General features: G+C 73.2%; 18 protein-coding genes, 1 tRNA gene and 1 pseudogene. 9 read left to right on the top strand and 11 right to left on the bottom strand.

Annotated elements, in window-relative coordinates; genetic code table 11:
* Window positions 1–11 precede the first annotated feature (11 nt).
* Entirely contained in the window at window positions 12–1280 is a 1269-nt protein-coding gene (locus BUS84_RS29520; protein ID WP_074317473.1) for a glycosyltransferase 87 family protein, read from the top strand.
* Window positions 1281–1312: 32 nt separating this feature from the next.
* On the opposite strand, the pseudogene BUS84_RS41370 reads toward BUS84_RS29520, so the two are convergent.
* The 4 genes and pseudogenes from BUS84_RS41370 to BUS84_RS37830 all read right to left on the bottom strand — a co-directional run.
* A pseudogene (locus BUS84_RS41370) lies at window positions 1313–1852 on the bottom strand (hypothetical protein); the annotation flags it as partial.
* Between the two features lie 676 nt (window positions 1853–2528).
* Window positions 2529–3263: a YcnI family copper-binding membrane protein gene (locus BUS84_RS29510; protein ID WP_074317471.1), complete on the bottom strand. Its 735-nt coding sequence runs from the start codon at window positions 3261–3263 to the stop codon at window positions 2529–2531.
* A 16-nt stretch (window positions 3264–3279) separates the two neighbouring features.
* Complete coding sequence (locus BUS84_RS29505; RefSeq protein WP_074317469.1) at window positions 3280–4944, bottom strand: copper resistance CopC/CopD family protein; 1665 nt, start codon at window positions 4942–4944, stop codon at window positions 3280–3282.
* A gap of 47 nt (window positions 4945–4991) precedes the next feature.
* The gene (locus tag BUS84_RS37830; protein WP_074317468.1) at window positions 4992–5627 is read right to left on the bottom strand and encodes a zf-HC2 domain-containing protein; all 636 of its coding nucleotides are present in this window, start codon (window positions 5625–5627) and stop codon (window positions 4992–4994) included.
* A 107-nt stretch (window positions 5628–5734) separates the two neighbouring features.
* Here BUS84_RS37830 and BUS84_RS29495 point away from each other — a divergent pair, with 107 nt between their 5' ends.
* From BUS84_RS29495 to BUS84_RS29480, 4 genes are read left to right on the top strand one after another with little or no spacing between them, the layout of a single operon-like run.
* The gene (locus tag BUS84_RS29495) at window positions 5735–6325 is read left to right on the top strand and encodes a sigma-70 family RNA polymerase sigma factor (RefSeq protein ID WP_074317467.1); all 591 of its coding nucleotides are present in this window, start codon (window positions 5735–5737) and stop codon (window positions 6323–6325) included.
* 32 nt (window positions 6326–6357) lie between these two features.
* A complete protein-coding gene (locus BUS84_RS29490; RefSeq protein ID WP_074317465.1) occupies window positions 6358–6882 on the top strand; it encodes a MauE/DoxX family redox-associated membrane protein in 525 nt (174 codons plus the stop codon).
* Window positions 6875–7591: a DsbA family protein gene (locus BUS84_RS29485; RefSeq protein ID WP_074317463.1), complete on the top strand. Its 717-nt coding sequence runs from the start codon at window positions 6875–6877 to the stop codon at window positions 7589–7591. The genes BUS84_RS29490 and BUS84_RS29485 overlap by 8 nt, the downstream gene beginning before the upstream one ends.
* Entirely contained in the window at window positions 7588–8664 is a 1077-nt protein-coding gene (locus BUS84_RS29480; protein WP_074317462.1) for a hypothetical protein, read from the top strand. The genes BUS84_RS29485 and BUS84_RS29480 overlap by 4 nt, the downstream gene beginning before the upstream one ends.
* 10 nt (window positions 8665–8674) lie before the next feature.
* Here the strand turns inward: BUS84_RS29480 and BUS84_RS29475 are convergent, their stop codons facing one another.
* From BUS84_RS29475 to BUS84_RS29460, 4 genes are read right to left on the bottom strand one after another with little or no spacing between them, the layout of a single operon-like run.
* Window positions 8675–9433: an energy-coupling factor ABC transporter ATP-binding protein gene (locus tag BUS84_RS29475; RefSeq protein ID WP_074317460.1), complete on the bottom strand. Its 759-nt coding sequence runs from the start codon at window positions 9431–9433 to the stop codon at window positions 8675–8677.
* Window positions 9430–10200, bottom strand: a complete 771-nt coding sequence (gene cbiQ / locus BUS84_RS29470) for a cobalt ECF transporter T component CbiQ (protein ID WP_074317458.1) — start codon at window positions 10198–10200, stop codon at window positions 9430–9432. The genes BUS84_RS29475 and cbiQ overlap by 4 nt, the downstream gene beginning before the upstream one ends.
* A 16-nt stretch (window positions 10201–10216) precedes the next feature.
* Window positions 10217–10639, bottom strand: a complete 423-nt coding sequence (locus tag BUS84_RS29465; protein ID WP_074317456.1) for a PDGLE domain-containing protein — start codon at window positions 10637–10639, stop codon at window positions 10217–10219.
* The gene (locus BUS84_RS29460; protein ID WP_074317455.1) at window positions 10636–11352 is read right to left on the bottom strand and encodes an energy-coupling factor ABC transporter permease; all 717 of its coding nucleotides are present in this window, start codon (window positions 11350–11352) and stop codon (window positions 10636–10638) included. Before BUS84_RS29460 ends, BUS84_RS29465 begins: the two co-directional genes overlap by 4 nt.
* A gap of 198 nt (window positions 11353–11550) precedes the next feature.
* Between BUS84_RS29460 and bcp the strand changes: the two genes are divergently transcribed.
* From bcp to BUS84_RS29440, 4 genes are all read left to right on the top strand, one after another.
* Window positions 11551–12027 carry a thioredoxin-dependent thiol peroxidase gene (gene bcp, locus BUS84_RS29455; protein ID WP_074317453.1) on the top strand — a complete coding sequence of 159 codons (477 nt, stop codon included), beginning with the start codon at window positions 11551–11553 and terminating at the stop codon, window positions 12025–12027.
* Between the two features lie 29 nt (window positions 12028–12056).
* A complete protein-coding gene (locus BUS84_RS38405) occupies window positions 12057–12971 on the top strand; it encodes an HNH endonuclease family protein (protein WP_074317452.1) in 915 nt (304 codons plus the stop codon).
* Window positions 12957–13039 (top strand) — tRNA-Leu (locus BUS84_RS29445). Before BUS84_RS38405 ends, BUS84_RS29445 begins: the two co-directional genes overlap by 15 nt.
* An 85-nt stretch (window positions 13040–13124) precedes the next feature.
* Window positions 13125–13661 carry a GNAT family N-acetyltransferase gene (locus tag BUS84_RS29440; RefSeq protein ID WP_074317450.1) on the top strand — a complete coding sequence of 179 codons (537 nt, stop codon included), beginning with the start codon at window positions 13125–13127 and terminating at the stop codon, window positions 13659–13661.
* 4 nt (window positions 13662–13665) lie between these two features.
* Here the strand turns inward: BUS84_RS29440 and BUS84_RS29435 are convergent, their stop codons facing one another.
* The 3 genes from BUS84_RS29435 to BUS84_RS29425 form a co-directional block, all read right to left on the bottom strand.
* A complete protein-coding gene (locus BUS84_RS29435) occupies window positions 13666–14670 on the bottom strand; it encodes an expansin EXLX1 family cellulose-binding protein (RefSeq protein WP_074317448.1) in 1005 nt (334 codons plus the stop codon).
* Between the two features lie 162 nt (window positions 14671–14832).
* Entirely contained in the window at window positions 14833–15651 is an 819-nt protein-coding gene (locus tag BUS84_RS29430; RefSeq protein WP_074317446.1) for an MOSC domain-containing protein, read from the bottom strand.
* Between the two features lie 4 nt (window positions 15652–15655).
* Window positions 15656–16480 (bottom strand): class I SAM-dependent methyltransferase, encoded by an 825-nt coding sequence (locus tag BUS84_RS29425; protein ID WP_244298911.1) that lies wholly within the window; start codon window positions 16478–16480, stop codon window positions 15656–15658.
* Window positions 16481–16501 lie beyond the last annotated feature (21 nt).

Here is a 16501-nt window from a genome sequence, read left to right as displayed (position 1 = left end):
AGGGTTTCGGGGTGCCAGCCGAACCCGTCGCACCGCCCGCCGTCACCGACGACGATCCCGGCGGCCGTACGGTCCGTCGGCTCGTCGCGGTGGTGGCGCTGATCGCCGTACTGCCGGCGCTCTACCTGCCCGGCCTGGTGCACAACTTCTTCGACCTGAAGATCTACATGTCCGCGATGGACTGGTGGACGGCGGGCAACCCGCTCTACGACTACGTCCAGCCGGACCGGGTGCAGGGCGAGTTGTACTTCACCTACCCGCCGTTCAGCGCGCTGCTGCTGTGGCCGTTCGGGTTGATCCGGCTCGGCGCCACCGTGACGATCTTCACGGTGCTCACCCTGCTGGCGGTGGTGGTGACCACCCGGTGGCTGGTGACGCCGGTGATCGCCCGGCACGACCTGCCGCGGACCTTCACCCTGACCGTCGCCGTGCTCCTGGTGCTGGCGGTGGAGAGCACCCGCGAGACGATCACCTTCGGGCAGATCAACATGCTGCTGGTCGTGCTGATCCTGGCCGACCTGCTGTTCGCCGTGCCGCAGGCGCGGCGCTGGGCCGGTGTCGGCATCGGGCTGGCGACGGCGCTCAAGCTCTTCCCGGGCATCTTCATCGTGTACCTGCTGGCCACCCGACGGTGGCGGGCCGCGGCGGTGGCGAGCGCGACCGCGGCGGCGGCGACCCTGCTTGCGGCGGCGATCGCGCCCGGCGACTCGTGGCGCTTCTGGACGCAGGAGTTGTGGGACAACGATCGGGTCGGCCGCACCGACTACACCGGAAACCAGTCGCTGTTCGGCCTGCTCAGCCGGTTCACCGCGCCGGAGAAGCCGGACCGGCTGCTCTGGCTGCTGGTGGTCGCCGTGGTGGCGGGCTACGGGCTGTGGCGGGCGGTCCGTGCCGCCCGGGTGGGCGACGCGTTGACCGGCCTCACCCTGACCGGCCTGGTCGGCGCCCTGGTCAGCCCGATCACCTGGACCCACCACATCTACTGGTTCGTGCCGGCGGTGGTGCTGCTCGCGGACGCGGCGCTGCGCGCGGACCGGCCGGACGAGGTGCGCCGGCGACGGTGGCTGGCCGGGCTCGCGGTGGGCACCACCGCCTTGATCATCTACGGCGTGGTGTCGTTCCACGACTGGGGCGTGGCCCCGGTCCGCACCGACGACCCGGTGGACTTCCTGCTGCGCAACGGCTATGTGCTGCTCAGCCTGCTGCTGCTGGTGACCCTGCCGGTCCGGCCGAGTCGCCAGGTGGAAAAGTCGCACCAAATGGACGGATCTCCCCAGTAGCGACGATCGGCGCTAATCTGGTCTCACCTACCTCAAGCGTCGCTCGGGTAGCACCGATCCCCCGGTGAGAGTGGCCCTCCGCGTCGGCAGCGCGGAGGGCCACTCGCCGTCTCGTCCACCGCCACCGGCCGGGCCGTCGGCTCCGGTGTGGCCGGCGGCCAGGCCAGACTCAATGCCACCTCCGGCGGACGGGGCAGCCGGGCCGGGGCCTCCAGGTCGGCGAGGGTGCTCGGCCGGGCCGGCTCGGCGCCGATCGCCGACCGGGGCCGCTCACCCGCGCCGGAACCGACCGGGGTGAGCTGCCGCCCGGCCGGCAGCGACCGTGCCACTCCGGCGTTCCCGGCGGACGGGGCGCCCAGCCCACTCAATGAGCTGACCCCGAGCCGGCCGGCGAGCACTGGCACCTGGTCCGGTTCGACCACGAAGACCACCTCGCGCGGGCGCTGCGGGCGCAGCAGGAGCACCGCCGCGCCCACCACCAGCAGCATCCCGACCGCCAGCAGCGCCCAGGTGGCCGGGGTGACCCAGCCGGCCCGCAACTCGGCGCGCAGATCCAGGGCCAGGTCGCCACCGCCGTCCGGCCGCATCACCACCAGGCTCATCGGCTCACCGGCCAGGTCGTCGGGACTCCACTCCAGCGAGCCGATCCCCTCGCGTACCCAGAACGGGCGACCAAGTGGGGTGACCGCGGCGGCGGTCGGGGCGGCGGCGGCCGGGCCGGCCGGGTCGAGCCGGACGGGCAGCGGACCCCGCGCCAGCGCCATCCGCCGGACCGAGGCGTGCGGCACCGGCTCCAGCCAGCGGCGCACCTCGGCGGTGGGCGCCAGCCCCACGAAGGCCGGGCCGTCCGGCGTACGGGCGTCCAACCGCAGCCGGGTCTGCGCGGTACGCGCGAACGGCGCCTCCTGGCGCAGCAGCCGGTCGAGGTCGGTGACCACGACCGCGTGGCCGGGCGTGCGGACCGTCTCGAACCGGGCGGCGAAGGTCCCACCGGGGTCGGCGTGCCGGGTCACGAGCCAGAGCGCGCCGCCGGCGAACAGCGCCGGAATTCCGATGACCAACAGCAGCACTCCGGCGATCCCCCGCACGAAACGCATTCGCACCGTCCCCCTCCGTAGCCAGATACCCGGCCGACCTTACCGACGTGCACCGTCTGATCCGGGGATATCCGCAGCACGGTCGGTCCGGGCCCCGGAAAGCACGCTGACCCGCCGGATTTCCCGGCGGGCCAGCGGCTGTGTGGTGTGGTCAGGACTTGGTGACCGGCTCCCGACGGGTCCGGGCGAACGCCAGCCCGCCGAGCACCAGACCGGCGAGGCCGGCGACCAGACCGGCGACACCGAGGCCGACCGCGGTGCCCTCGCCCTCATCGTCGTCGTCATCGTCAGTCGTGGCGACGGCCGCCGCGGCCGGCGCGGCCGACGCCGACGGCGCCGCCGCGGTCAGGGTCAGCACCGGCGCGGGCTTCTCCGGCTCCGCACCGCCCGCCGCCGGCTCCTCGATCCAGCGCACCACGTTGCCGTCCGAGTAGGTCTGCAGGGCCTTGAAGACCATCGTGTCGATCTTCGGCAGCGGACCCATCGAGACGGGGAACTCCTGGAACTGGCCGGGCTTGATCGCGGCGTCGCCGGTGGCCGTCCAGGTCAGCTTGGAGACCGCCTCGGTGAGCTGGCTGCCGTGCACCTCGATCGGCGGGTCGACCTTGCGCTTCTCCACGGTCACCGTCCACCCGGGCACCGGCATGGTCGACACCGAACCGACCGGGGCGTTCTCCGGCAGCACCACCTCCACCTTGGTGGTCGACGCGCTGTCGCTCTCGGTCGGTACCCGGAACGCGAACCGCCCGTAACCGCCCTGGGTCGCCTCTGCCGGGTTCACGCTGACGTGGGCGGAGGCCGGCCCGGCGAAGCCAAGCACGGCGGTCGCGACGGTGGTGAACGCCAGGGCGGTGGCGGCGGTTGCGGAACGCCGGAGACGGGTCATGGATTCACGAACCTTTCTAACGGATGGGCACGGTGGCGGTCACCGTGGCCTGGTCAATCTCGGACGTGCGAACGGTGATCTTCAGTTGCCAGTCGCCGGCGGCCGGCAGGCTGACGTCGCCGTAGGCGTGGTTGTCCGTCAGCGGCAGCAACGGGACCTCGATCGGCTCGATCCCGGCCGAGGGCAGCGCGGCGGTTGCCCGCCACTCCGCCACCGGCTGCGGCTGGTTGTCCTTGGTGTACGCGTACAGGTGCATCGAGTTGTTGCCCCGCTCGGCCGGGTCCAGCTCGACCTGGAGCGAGAAGAGCGGGCTGGACAGGGTGGTGGAGAAGAGACCGGCCTGGGTGCCGGACGGCTCGGCCACGGCGGTCCGGGCGGGCGTGGTCTGCACCAACGTCGCGGACAGGCCCAGCACCACCACCGTGACGGCCAACTCCACCAGGACTGCCCGGCGCACCGGCACGGGCCGCTGCGCCGCGGTGCGCCGGCGCACCAACTGCCGGGAGTACGCGGCCACGGCGATCACCAACGCGAACAGCCCGATCTTGGCCAGCAGCAGCCGCCCGTACGTGGTGTTGACCAGGGCGTCGAGGGTGGCCACCTCGATCAGCGCCTGGACGGTGCCGGCCAGCAGCAACGCCGAGACGGCGAGCGCCGCCCAGCGCGACCAGATCGGCAGGATCGCGCCCAACTCCCGCTCGTCGGCCTGGCGCAGCAGGAAGCCCGCGAGCATCAACAGGCCGCCCAACCAGACGGCCATGCTGCCCAGGTGGACCGCGTCGACCACCACGGAGACCGCCGGGGCCGGGGAGGCCGCCGGGTGCCCGGCCAGCGGCCAGGTCAGCAGCGCCGCCCCGCCGAGCACGGCCAGAATGATCATGTCGGTGCGTCCGGACGGCCGCGCCAGCAGCGGCCGGAGCAGGAACGCCGCGGCCGCCAGCAGGCCGAGCCGGACCAGGTGGGCGGTGCCGAAGGCGCTGCCGAACACGCTGCCGAACCCCTCGCCGGTCACCTCGAACAGGCCGCCGCCGGCGGTGTAGGGCACCTGCAGCCACAGGTCGGCGAGGGTGGCGACCGCCACGAGACCGAGGCCGGTCCAGGCCAGGCGGGCCGGTCCCCGCCGGGACAGCCGTCGTGGCCACAGCGCGGCGAGCACCAGCGCCGGCCCGACCAGCAGCACCAGACCGGCGTACCCGAGGAAACGGGCCACCTTCACGGCGTTGCCCACCACCGGGTTGGCCCGGCTGTCGTCACCGGAGTCGACCGGCGGTGTCGAGGGCGCGCCGACGGAGTAGGTGAACGCGCCGGAGACCGGGTGGCTGTCGGCGGAGATCACCCGGAAGCTGACCAGGTAGGTGCCGCGTTCGCCGGCCGGATCGACCGGGATGGTCACGGCGGCGCCGTCGAAGCTCGGCTCACCCCGGTCGGCCCGGGAGCCGTCCGGCCCGATGACGCGGATCTTGCCGGGAACCTTGCGGACCGACTCGCTGAACGTGAGGACCACCTCGGCCGGCCCGCTCGGCACCACCGAGGAGGCGGCCGGGCTGCTGCTCTGCAGCACGGCATGCGCGCTGGCCGGGGTGGCCGGGGCGATCAGCAGGGCGACGATGGTGACCAGGAGGCCGGCGGCGGCGGCCAGTCGGGCGAGCCAGCGGCGGGGGGCGACAATCATGCCCGCCATGCTCGCCGACCGGAGTCGATCTCGGCGACCCGAGTCGGTCGGGCGGCTCACCCGCGCCCTGCCGCCAACGTCGGCGTGAGCGGCCGGTCCTCTTCGCCGCTGCGGCCCAGCGCCCAGAGCAGCCCCGCCTGGACCACGGCGGCGAGGTGCCCGATCTCGTGCACGAGCGCGGTGGTCGAGTTGGCGATGTCCACCACACTGGTGCCGGCCAGGCAGACCGCCAGCACCAGGGCCACCGGCAGGAACGCCCGGGCCCGCTCGGGCCGCCAGGCGGCCAGCGCGAAGCCCACCGCCAGCGCCACGTCGAACGAGGCCATCTCCCGGCTGGTGTGCGGGTCCACCGACACGCCGAGCCCGGCGAGCAGGATCGGCAGCGCGATGGCCAACTGCGCCACCGCGGCCACCGCCACCGCGATCCGCAGCACCTGCCGGCGGGCCCGCCGGACGGCGGCCGGGCTCCGGTGGGCGGGATCGGCGGCGACCGCGGCCAGCACCGCCGCGGTGAGGTCGGGCACGTCCACCGGCTGCACCCGGACCAGCCGGGTCACCTGCTCGGCGCGGGCCAGCCAGGCGCGGCAGCCGGCGCAGGTGGCGGTGTGGGCGTCCAGCGCCGCCGGGGACGCCTGCGGGTCCTCCCCGTCCAGGCGCGCCGACAGCGCCGCGCGTACGTGGTCGCAAGTCATGACGGGGTAGTCGACCCCTGCCGGGGAAAAGTTCCCGACGTGGCGCAGAACATCCGGGGACCGAAGGACTCCGCCGGCGCGCCGGGCGCCGCGTAACCTGGTTTGTCGTGATCCCCGTCCCGCGTGACACCGGTGCCGCCGACCAGGCCGACCCGGCCGGTGGCGTCGCCCGGGATCCGGCCACCGAGTGGGCGTTGACCGCGCGCGACGGCGACCCGATTGCCCAGGCCGCGTTCGTCCGGCTGACCCAGGTCGAGGTCTGGCGCTTCGTCGCCGCCCTGGTCGACCCGGACAGCGCCGACGATCTGACGCAGGAGACGTACCTGCGGGCGTTCCGGGCGCTGCCCGCGTTCGAGGGTCGCTCCAGCGCCCGCACCTGGCTGCTGGGCATCGCCAGGCGGGCCTGCGCGGACCACCTGCGCACGGTGATTCGCCGCCGCCGGCTCGACGAGCGGCTGGCGGCGAACGCGTACACCGACCGACCGCACCCGGACCCGGCCGGGCAGCTCGGCGCCGCCGACCTGGTCCGCCGGTTGAGCGCCGAGCGGCGGGCTGCGTTCGTGCTCACGCAGCTGCTCGGCCTGTCGTACGCCGAGGCCGCCGCCGTCGAGGGGGTGCCGGTGGGCACCATCCGATCGCGGGTCGCCCGGGCCCGCGACGAGCTGGTCGAGGCGGTCGGCGACGCCCTGACCGGCTGAGCCGGGAACTTCCGGCGGAGACGGGACGACCAATGACCGTGACAGCACCCTCCACCCACGCCGGTCGCTTGGCCGCCGTCCGGCCCTGGCTCGGCATCGCGGCCCGACTCGGCCTCGCCGCCGTCTGGCTGGTCGCCGGCGCGTCGAAGGTCGGCGACCTGGCCGCCTCCGGCCGGGCCGTGAACGCCTACCAGGTGCTGCCGTACGACGTGGCGACCGTGGTCGGCGCCGCGCTGCCCTTCGTCGAGTTGGCGCTGGGCGTACTGCTGCTGCTCGGGCTGGCCACCCGACTCAGCGCGGGAGTCTCGGCCGCGCTGCTGGTGGTCTTCATCGCGGGGATCGCCTCGGCCTGGACGCGTGGCCTGGCCATCGACTGCGGCTGCTTCGGCAGCGGTGGGCAGCTCGCCGAGGGGCAGGCACCCAGTTACCTCCCGGAGATCCTGCGTGACCTGGGATTCTTGGTGCTGGCCGGTTTTCTGCTGATCTGGCCGCGTACGCCCGTCTCGGTGGACGGGTGGCTGTCCGGTGAACCCGCCGTGGAGGACGAGGATGAGTAGTCGCAAGGGGCAGCGGGACGCGGCCCGGGTGGTCCGCCAGCAGCTGGCCCGCGAACGGCGCCGCCGCCGCACCATCTGGGTCTCCGCCGCCGCGGTGGCCGTGCTGGTCATCGCCGGCCTGATCGGCTGGAGCGTCTGGTCCAGCCAACGCTCAGGGGACTTCACCACCCCGCCCGGCGCCAACGCGGACGGCACCGGCATCGTCACCGGCGGCGGACCGGTCACCGTCGACGTCTACGAGGACTTCCTCTGCCCGGCCTGCAAGCAGTTCGAGCAGGCCAGCGGGGCGACCCTGGAGCAGTTGGTGGCCGAGAACAAGGCGAAGGTCGTCTACCACCCGGTGGCGTACCTCAACCGCTTCTCCACCACCGAGTACTCCACCCGCTCCTCGGCCGCCTCAGGGTGCGCAGCGGCCAACGGCAAGTTCCGCGAGTACGCCAAGGCGCTCTTCGACAGACAGCCGCCCGAAGGCAGCGCCGGGCTCACCGACGACGAGTTGATCGACATCGGCGCCGGGGTGGGGCTCGACCGGGGTTCGTTCGGTGTCTGCGTCAAGGACCGCACGTACCAGACGTGGACCGAGCACGTCACCGACGAGGCGAGCCGGAGCGACGTCACCGGCACGCCGACCATCCTGGTCAACGGTCAGCCCCTCGCCGACCGCAGCCCACAGGGCCTCACCGCGGCCGTGGCGGCGGCCGGCAAATGATCCGTACCCTGCTCGCCCGCGCCGGCCTGGTCGCCACCGCCGCCTGCGCGGCCACCCTGCTCACCGCGGCACCCGCCGCCGCGCACGGCGCCGACGCCCCGGACGGCACCGACTACCGCACCCGGACCACCGGCATCGCCCCGGCCCGGCCCGGGCTGGAGGTACGGGTGGTCGAGGCGGGCGCCCGGCTGGAGCTGACCAACCGCACCGGCCGCCCGATCGAGGTGATCGGCTACTCCGGTGAGCCGTACCTGCGGGTCGGCCCGGACGGGGTCTTCGAGAACAGCCGCTCCCCCGCCACGTACCTGAACCGCACCATCGCCGGGGACACCAGGCTGCCCGCCGAGGCGGACCCGGCGGCCACCCCCTCCTGGCGGCGGATCGCCGACGGGACCACGGTGCGCTGGCACGACCAGCGCGCGCTGTGGCGGGAGTCGACGCCGCCGGACGCGGTACGCGCCGCGCCGGACCGCGAGCACCGCGTCCGGGACTGGACGATCCCGCTGCGCGACGGCGCCGAACCGGCGCAGATCCGCGGCACGCTGGACTGGCTGCCGCCGCCGGACGCGTACACCTGGTGGGCGGTGACCATCGTGGGACTGCTCGCGGTGGGCGCGCTCGGCCTGCTCGCCGCCGCCGCGCCGCCCGGCGCCCGGGCGCTGTCCGCGTTGGGCGTGCTGCTGGTCGCCGGCGGTGCCGTCGCCGTGCTCTACCCGGTGGGCCGGGAACTGGACGCCGGCGCCCACGGCGTGGGCGGGGTGCTGGTCGGGCTGCTGTCCGGACAGGTCTGGTCGCTGCTCACCGGCCTCGGCGCGATCGCCGCCGGTTGCTACGCGCTGGCCCGCCGCCCGGCCGCCGACTTCGCGGTGGCGCTGGCCGGGGCCTGCCTGGCGCTCTTCGCCGGGGTGGCCAACGCCGCGGTGTTCGCCCGGTCCGTCGCCCCGGTGCCCTGGCCGGCCGAGATCGCCCGGGTCATGGTGGCTCTGGTGCTGATCACCGGCGCCGGCGCGACCGCCGCTGGCGTCCTGCGCCTGCACGCCGCCTCCCGAACCTCCGCCCCCGCCCGGACCTGACCGCCGCCGGTCAGGGGCGCGGGGCGAAGCCGTATGGGAGTTCCAGGCGGTGGCGGGCCAGGAGCGTGGAGTCGGCCAGCAGGTCCAGGGTGGGGGCGTCGGCGACGATCCGGCCACCGTCCAGGATCACCGAGCGCTGGCACAGCTCCGCCGCGTACGGCAGGTCGTGGGTCACCATCAACAGCGTCACCGGCAGCTCACGCAGGATCTCGGCCAGCTCACGCCGTGCCGCCGGGTCCAGGTTCGACGACGGCTCGTCCAGCACCAGGATCTCCGGGTGCATGGCGAGCACGGTGGCCACCGCCACCCGGCGGCGCTGCCCGAAGGAGAGGTGCTGCGGCGCCCGGTCCCGGTGCTCGCTCATCCCCACCGCGGCGAGCGCCTCGTCCACCCGGGCGGCCAGCTCCGCCCCGCGCAGGCCCAGGTTGGCCGGCCCGAACGCGACGTCCTCCGCCACGGTGGGCAGGAAGAGCTGGTCGTCCGGGTCCTGAAAGACGATGCCGACGCGGCGGCGCACCTCGGACAGGGTGGCCCGGTCCGGCGTCACGGTCAGACCGCCGACGCTCACGCTGCCCTCGGTCGGAGTGAGGATGCCGTTGAGGTGCAGCACCAACGTGGTCTTACCGGCCCCATTGGGCCCCAGCAGCGCCACCCGGTCCCCGCGCGGCACGCTCAGGTCCACCCCGTGCAGGGCGACATGCCCGTCCGGGTACGCGTACCGAACGCCACGAACGTCCAGCGAGACAGCGGTCTGCACGACACCGATCATGTCAGCACGACGGCGGTGGCGGCGATGGAGGCCGCCACCACCGGCACGGTCGCCGCCACCAGCCACTGACCGGCGGTCGCCGCGCCGTCGCCCTGCCACACCTCGGGCATCCGCCCCGAGTAGCCCCGGGACAGCATCGCCAGGTAGACCCGCTCGCCGCGTTCAAAGGCCCGCAGGAACAGCGCCCCGATCCCGGCGGCGAAACCCCGCAGCTGCCACAGGAAACGCGGATCGTCACCCCGCGAGATCCGGGCCACCCGCATCCGCCGTGCCTCGCCGACCAGCACGTCGAGGTAGCGCAGCATGAACGTGGCGATCTGGGTGAGCACCTGCGGGCAGTGCAACCGGTCCAGCCCGACGATCAGGTCCCGGGTGGTGGTGGTCGCGGCGAGCAGCAGCGAAGCGAGGACACCCAGGGTGCCCTTGGCCACGATGTTCCACGCGCCGTGCAGCCCGTCCTCGGACAGCCGCAGGCCCAGCACGTCGACCCGCTCGCCGGCACCGAGGAACGGCAGCGCGACGGCGAACAGCACGAACGGCAACTCGATCAGCGCCCGGCTGAGCAGCCACCGCGGCCCCACCCGGGCCAGCGCCGCCACCGCCGCCACCAGCAGGGCGTACGCGCCGAAGGCCCAGAACGCGGCCCGTGGGGTGGCCACCACGGCGACCGTGAAGACCACCATCGCCACGATCTTGACCTCGGGCGGGAGCCGGTGCACCGGCGAGTCGGACTCGCGGTACAGCACGTGCCCGTGACCGGCACCCATCCGCGTACCCCTCTGCTCAGCGCGCCGCGCGGGCGCGGGACGTCGCCGCGTCACCCTCGGTCGGCGTCTCGCCCTCGACGGACGTGGCACCCGGGGTCGACGTGGCACCACGGCGGCGCAACAGCCAGAAGCCACCCGCGCCGACCGCGAAGGTGAGCAGCACGCCGAGCACCCCGGAGAGGCCGGTGGAGAGGAAGCCGTTCTCCACGCCCCGCACCCCGTAGTCGGCGAGCGGGCTGTCCCCCAACTCGTGCTCCCGGGCCTGCTGCGCCGGGCAGCTTCCGCCGACGATGTTGTCATCGGCGTCGACGGTGCACCCCTTCAGCAGCGACGAGTCCAACCCGTCCGGGTGGGACGAGGCGTAGTTGCTCACCACCCCCGCCAGCAGCAGGGCGACCAGCAGGCCACCGGCCAGGAAGGCCCAGGAGCGGTTCTTCATCGGACACCTCCGACGGCAGGAACGGTGGGCACGGCGGCGGGACGCAACCCGCGCAACGCGTAGACGAGATCGGGGCGCACCTTCGCCACGGTGACCACGGTGGTGGCGGTGATCAGGCCCTCGCCGATGCCGATCAGCAGGTGGACACCGGCCATCGTGCCGGCCAGGCCGGCCAGGTTGCCGCCCAGGTCGGTGGTGCCGCCCAGCCAGTACTGCAGGACGAAGCCCTGGGACGCGACCACCACGCTGAGCATCGCGGCGACGAACCCGGTGACCGCCAGGCCGGCGGGCGTGCGGGGCAGCACCCGCAGCAGCACCGCGATCAGCACGTACGCCGCCGCAGTGCCGAGCAGCGCCATGTTGGTGATGTTGAGGCCGAGCATCGCCACGCCCCCGTCGCCGAAGACCAGCGCCTGCACGACCAGCACCACCGACACACAGAGCGCGCCGACCCACGGGCCGACCAGCATCGCGGCGAGCGCGCCACCGAGCAGGTGCCCACTCACCCCGGCCGTGAAGATCGGAAAGTTGAGCATCTGGACGGCGAAGATGAACGCGGCCACCAGGCCGGCCATCGGGGCCAGGCGGTCGTCCAGGTCGCGCCGGCCGCGCAGGACGCAGCCGGTGAGCGCCGCGAGGGCGAACGCCGCGAAGACCGCTGCGACGGGACCATCGATGATCCCGTTCGAGATGTGCATCGCCAGTGTTTCCACGCGACCTCCCACGCGTCAGCGGACCCGTCCGGGGCCGGCGGAAGTCAGCCTATTTCCCAATCACTGCTGTTGCCATACCTTGGCAACAACGCATGTTCTTGATCACCATCCCGGACCGGGACGCCGCCGACCAGCGGCCGCGACCGCTCGGCGCGTCGCCTGCGGCGGCACCGGCCGGCCCGGCGGTATCGTCGGGCCATGACCGCGCCCGACCGCCTCTCCCCCGGTGACCCCGCACCCGAGTTCACCCTCCCCACCGACACCGGTGACCAGCTCGCCCTGGCCGACCTGCGAGGCCGCAAGGTGGTCCTCTACGCCTACCCGGCGGCGATGACCCCTGGCTGCACCAAGCAGGCCTGCGACTTCCGTGACTCGCTCGCCTCCCTCCAGGCCGCCGGCTACGAGGTGGTCGGCATCTCCCCGGACAAGCCCGAGAAGCTCGCGAAGTTCCGCGACCGCGACGCGATCACCTTCCCGCTGGTGTCAGACGTGGACAAGGCGGTGCTGATTGCGTACGGCGCGTACGGCGAGAAGCAGCTGTACGGGAAGACCGTGACCGGTGTGATCCGCTCGACCTTCGTCATCGACGCCGACGGCAAGATCGAACGGGCGCTCTACAACGTCAAGGCCACCGGGCACGTCGCCAAGCTCCGCCGCGACCTCGGCCTGGACTGACTGTCGTACCGGACCGTCACCATCTGCGGGTGGTCCGGTACAAGTACACGCCCGAGGCGTTGGCCGCGGCGGCCGCCGCCGCTCGCAACATCACCGAGGTGATGCGGCTGCTCGGCATCCGCGTCAGCGGCGGCTCCCACGCGCACATCAGTCGGCAGCTCAAGAAGTTCGGGATTGACACCTCTCATTTCACTGGCAGCGCCCACAACCGAGGCAGTTCGGCGCCGCGCGTCCCCGCGCATCAGGTGCTCATCAAACTGCCCCGGAACGCTCGGCGCACTCCCGGCACCAGGCTGAAGCGGGCGCTCCTGTTCCTCGGCTTACCGGCCGAGTGCGAGGCCGGCGGCGTGGGTACGGTCTGGCAAGGGAAATCACTAGTCCTACATGTTGATCACATCAACGGGGACTTCCTTGACAACCGTCCGCCCAACCTGCGATTGCTGTGCCCTAACTGCCACAGCCAGACGAACACCTACGCGGGCCGGAAACCGCGTGCCGACGCGGTCAACGGCCGAGCAAGCGGCAGCCAACCCGCCACCGACGCTGAGCGATCTCCGACAGCACTCGCAGACGATGACATCTACACGCTGCTTCGTCAGGTCGAGAAAGGCGCGGTTACGGCGGTTGAGGCTGCTCGGCTTATCAAGTGCTCGCGGCGTCACGTCAGTACCCTGGTCGGGCGATTGAGGGCAACCGGGACTATAGATCCTCCCTCGCGCTCTCGCACCCGTGCGCTGCAGCAGCGTTTCACAGACCTCGTGATCGGCTTCGCTCTTGCCCATCCCGAGTGGGGAGCGCACCGGGTTGCGCAGGGCTTGGCGGACATGACCGCGGGCGAGTGCGCCCTCGGCGGTTACGCCGTGTCGGCGATACTCCGGTCGGCCGGCCTGTGCACCCCGGCGGCCCGACACTCTAGAATCAGCAAGTTGGCGGGAGTGGCGTAACGGCAGCCGCGGTAGGTTTAGGTCCTATTGTCCTATTGGACGTGGGGGTTCGAATCCCCTCTCCCGCACAATTGAGTCGCACGTGAGTCCCCGGCCTGCGCTGTCGGTCGGATCGATCACACCTCGGGCCGACCGGGTGCCCGAGCGGTCAGGATGGCGGGCGTGAGTTTGCGCCTCGTCCTCGATCCCGACCTCACCCCACAGCTGCGCGCCGAGATCGTCGCCCTCTGGGTGGACGTCAGCAACGCCGGCGGCGCGGTCGGTTTCGTGCCTCCGGTCACCGCGGCCGACGTCCGCGCCACCGCCGACCCGACCTTCGCCGGCATCGCCGACGGACCGGACCGGCTGCTGGTCGGGTACGCCGGCGACCGGCTGGTGGCTGTGCTGATCTTCTCCGACAACCGGTTTCCGCTCAAGGCGCACTGGTGTGTGCTGAAGCGCGTGATGGTCCATCCGGACACCCAGGGCAGCGGCTACGGCTCGGCGCTGATGCGCGAGGCCGCCCGGCTGGGCCGGGAGCTGGGCTACGAGGCGCTGCACGTGACGGTGCGGGACGGGCTGGGGTTGGACGGGTTCTACCGCCGGCTGGGGTACCGGGAGATCGGTCGCCTGCCGGGCGCGCTGCGGGTGGCGCCCGGTGACGACCGGGACGAGGTCCTGATGTGGCTCGACCTGCCGCCGACCGACTGAGCGGTCAGCTCGCGCACCAGCGGGCCGTGGCCCCGGCCGGCCGGGTGGCTGGCGGGTTGGCCACCGCCGTGGCGGGCGCACTCGCCTTCGCCACCTCGGCCGGGCGGCGGGCCTGCGTCGGCGTACCCGCTGGTCGGTTGGTGGACGGCCGGGCCGACGCGGACGGACGCGCGGTGGCGGCCACCGCGCCGCGCCCGTACATGCGGACCGCGCTGGTCTGGACCTGGCCGGGCGCCATCCGGATGCCGGCGACGGTGACCCGGTTCCCGTACACGTCGCTCACCCGGATCGTGTACGGGCCGGCGCCGGCGCCGGACGGGATCAGCCAGTAGTTGTAGTCCTGCCGGGCGGCCGACTGCCACGGGTCGCTGTCGTCCTGCCGGACCTCGACGGCGCGCAGCGGGTTGCCGTGGTTGCCCACCCGGACGGCGAACCAGAACTGTGACGCGCCCTCCTTGATCCGGAAGGTGAGCGGGCCGGGTAGTGGCGGGTTGACCACCGCGCGGTAGGTGATCGGGACGAGGCCCTGGACCGGGTCGGCGATCCGGGCGAACGCCTCGCGGGACAGGTCGAGATGCCCCGGCGCGCATTCCGGGCACTGGTCCATGATCAGGACGCGGATGCTGCCCTTGGGGCCGCTCACGTCGAGGAACCCGCCGCAGGCGGCGCCGGCGGCGTACTCCGTCGGACCGAGCGCGACGTAGAGCCGGTTGGCCGGGGCGGCCGGGTTGGAGCAGTTGCCGCCGGTGCCGTTCGAGTCGTAGAAGGTCGCCTTGCCGCTGTGCGTGGCGGTGCCGGTGGGCGGCGCGGCGAGCACGCGGCCGGCGGCGCAGGCGGGAGTGGAGCCGGAGCGCAGCGCCAGGGTGAGGCCGAGCGCCGCCGCGAGGATGGTGACGCCGGTGGCGACCAGCCAGGGGATTGGGCCGGACGAGGGCGTGGGCCGGTCGTCCGGAGCCCGGTCCAGGTCGAGGTCGATGTCGACGCCGCCGGGAGCGCTTGCGTCCGTCACGCCGCGATGCTGCCCGAACCGCCGTCGGCCGGACAAGCCGGCTAAGCCGAAGCTAAGACAGTGTCGACGGACGGTGACCGGTGCGCTCCCGCAACCGACCCGCGGTCACCTCGATCCGGCCCGGCAGCCGGCGCGGCCAGCTCCGGGCGGGCCCGCGACCGGTCAGGCCTCGAGGACGACCGGGGCGCCGACGGCCACGGGTCCACTGTCGACGGGCACCAGATGCAGCCCGAAGAGGAGTTTCTGTTGGACGTTGCGGTACTGGCCGAGCGTGCGCAGCGGCTCCTTCGCGCGCACCCCGGTCTCCTGGTCGGTTGTGGTCACCACGCAGCGGTCGCACGGCCCGGCGGCACGGAAGCGCAGGTCGCCGATGCGCAGCGACCGGCCGGCCCAGTCGTCCTCGGCCCAGGCAGGGGCGCCGTCGACTACCAGGTTGGGCCGGAACCGGGCCATCGGCACCGGCTCCTCTGCGGCCTCGGCGAGCCAGCCGTTGAGGGCGTCGAGGGAGGCGGCGTTCGCCAGCAGCAATGGGTAGGCGTCCGCGAAGCTGACCTGGTCGCCGGTGTCGTGCTCGCGATCTCCGGCGGCAAGGTGTCGGGTCGGCCGAGCCAGCCAGACCAGTCGGACCGTCCGGCCGAGCAGCGCGCCGAGCCAGGCGTCGGCTGCCGGCCCGGCGGGTAGCGCGGGGATTGGAGTCTTCCGGCTGCGGAAGGTGCGCACGGCGATGGGGCCCCCGCCGGCCGGCTCGGGCACGTCGAGGTCGGGCTGCCCGTCGGCGCGCAGCGAGAGGCCGCCGGGGTGAACCGTGGGGCGCAGGCCGACCAGCCGGGTGGTCTCGCGCTGGGTGACGCCGACGCCGTCGGCGTCCACCACCATCCAGCGCCGGTCGCCCGCGAGGCCCCACGGCCGCACGAGGGCGTCGTCGTGGTCGAGCCGGTGGCAACCCTTGACGGGGTACGTGTGGATCGAGGTCAGCCGCACCGGCCTACCATGCCACGCCGATGCCGTCGCCGGGGTACCAGTGGTTGGCGGGGCTCTCCCGGTAGGCGAGGAACCGCCGGCCGGTGCGCTCGGCGTGTTCGGCGAGCACGTTGGTGCTGGTGACGTTGTCGGTGAGCAGGATCGCGTCGGGGGCGAGCTTCGGCTCCACCGCGTCGAACTCGCGCTTCTCGTGTGCCCGGCTGTGGTCGCTGTCGTGCAGGAACAGGTTGACCGGGCGGTCCAGGGCGCCGATCGAGGCGATCGAGTCGCCGATCACCAGGTCGACCACTTCCGACCAGGGGGCGGTGTGGGCCAGGTAGCCGGCCTCGGGATTGATGTCCAGCGAGGTGACCCGGCCCGGGTGGCCGTCCTGCGCGTTGCGCAGCAGCGCCGCGGCCAGGACGCAGCTGCCCAGGCCCTTGTCGACGCCGGTTTCCACCACGTGCGCGGGGCGGGTGGCCCGCACCATCGCGTACCAGCCGATCCGGCGGGCGTAGCGGACCTGCCGGTCGGCCAGCCCTCGCCGGGCGGAGCCGGCGGTGGCCCGCTCGATGTGCTGCCGCAGCGGCTGGTCGGACTCGACCTCGTCGAACCAGCCGCGGACCTGCTTGACCGGGCGGTCGCAGATCACACTGACGAACCAGGCCAGGTGGTGGCGGCTGAGTTTGGTCAGGTCGTAGGTGTAGTTGTGGTGCTCACGGGAGGTGACCAGCCAGCGGGCCGAGGTGCGCAGCACCTTGGCGTCATGCCGGGCGACCCGGGCCAGCCGCTTCGGGAAGGCGGCCACGGGCGCGAGCGGGGTGCGGGCGATGGCCCGTCGGAGCTTCATTGCGTCCACCGGAGCTTCTTA

It is taken from the genome of Micromonospora cremea (assembly GCF_900143515.1).
In the GTDB taxonomy this organism is placed as follows: domain Bacteria; phylum Actinomycetota; class Actinomycetes; order Mycobacteriales; family Micromonosporaceae; genus Micromonospora; species Micromonospora cremea.
This window is presented reverse-complemented; position numbering and strand designations above follow the sequence as displayed.

Coding starts and splice junctions, on each gene's coding strand:
- BUS84_RS37830 (WP_074317468.1), bottom strand. CDS start 5,627: ATGACTTGCGACCACGTACGCGCGGCGCTGTCGGCGCGCCTGGACGGG.
- BUS84_RS29475 (WP_074317460.1), bottom strand. CDS start 9,433: ATGATCGGTGTCGTGCAGACCGCTGTCTCGCTGGACGTTCGTGGCGTT.
- BUS84_RS29510 (WP_074317471.1), bottom strand. CDS start 3,263: ATGACCCGTCTCCGGCGTTCCGCAACCGCCGCCACCGCCCTGGCGTTC.
- BUS84_RS29440 (WP_074317450.1), top strand. CDS start 13,125: ATGGCGGGCGTGAGTTTGCGCCTCGTCCTCGATCCCGACCTCACCCCA.
- BUS84_RS29465 (WP_074317456.1), bottom strand. CDS start 10,639: ATGAAGAACCGCTCCTGGGCCTTCCTGGCCGGTGGCCTGCTGGTCGCC.
- BUS84_RS29490 (WP_074317465.1), top strand. CDS start 6,358: ATGACCGTGACAGCACCCTCCACCCACGCCGGTCGCTTGGCCGCCGTC.
- cbiQ (WP_074317458.1), bottom strand. CDS start 10,200: ATGGGTGCCGGTCACGGGCACGTGCTGTACCGCGAGTCCGACTCGCCG.
- BUS84_RS29480 (WP_074317462.1), top strand. CDS start 7,588: ATGATCCGTACCCTGCTCGCCCGCGCCGGCCTGGTCGCCACCGCCGCC.
- BUS84_RS29485 (WP_074317463.1), top strand. CDS start 6,875: ATGAGTAGTCGCAAGGGGCAGCGGGACGCGGCCCGGGTGGTCCGCCAG.
- BUS84_RS29505 (WP_074317469.1), bottom strand. CDS start 4,944: ATGGCGGGCATGATTGTCGCCCCCCGCCGCTGGCTCGCCCGACTGGCC.
- bcp (WP_074317453.1), top strand. CDS start 11,551: ATGACCGCGCCCGACCGCCTCTCCCCCGGTGACCCCGCACCCGAGTTC.
- BUS84_RS29425 (WP_244298911.1), bottom strand. CDS start 16,480: ATGAAGCTCCGACGGGCCATCGCCCGCACCCCGCTCGCGCCCGTGGCC.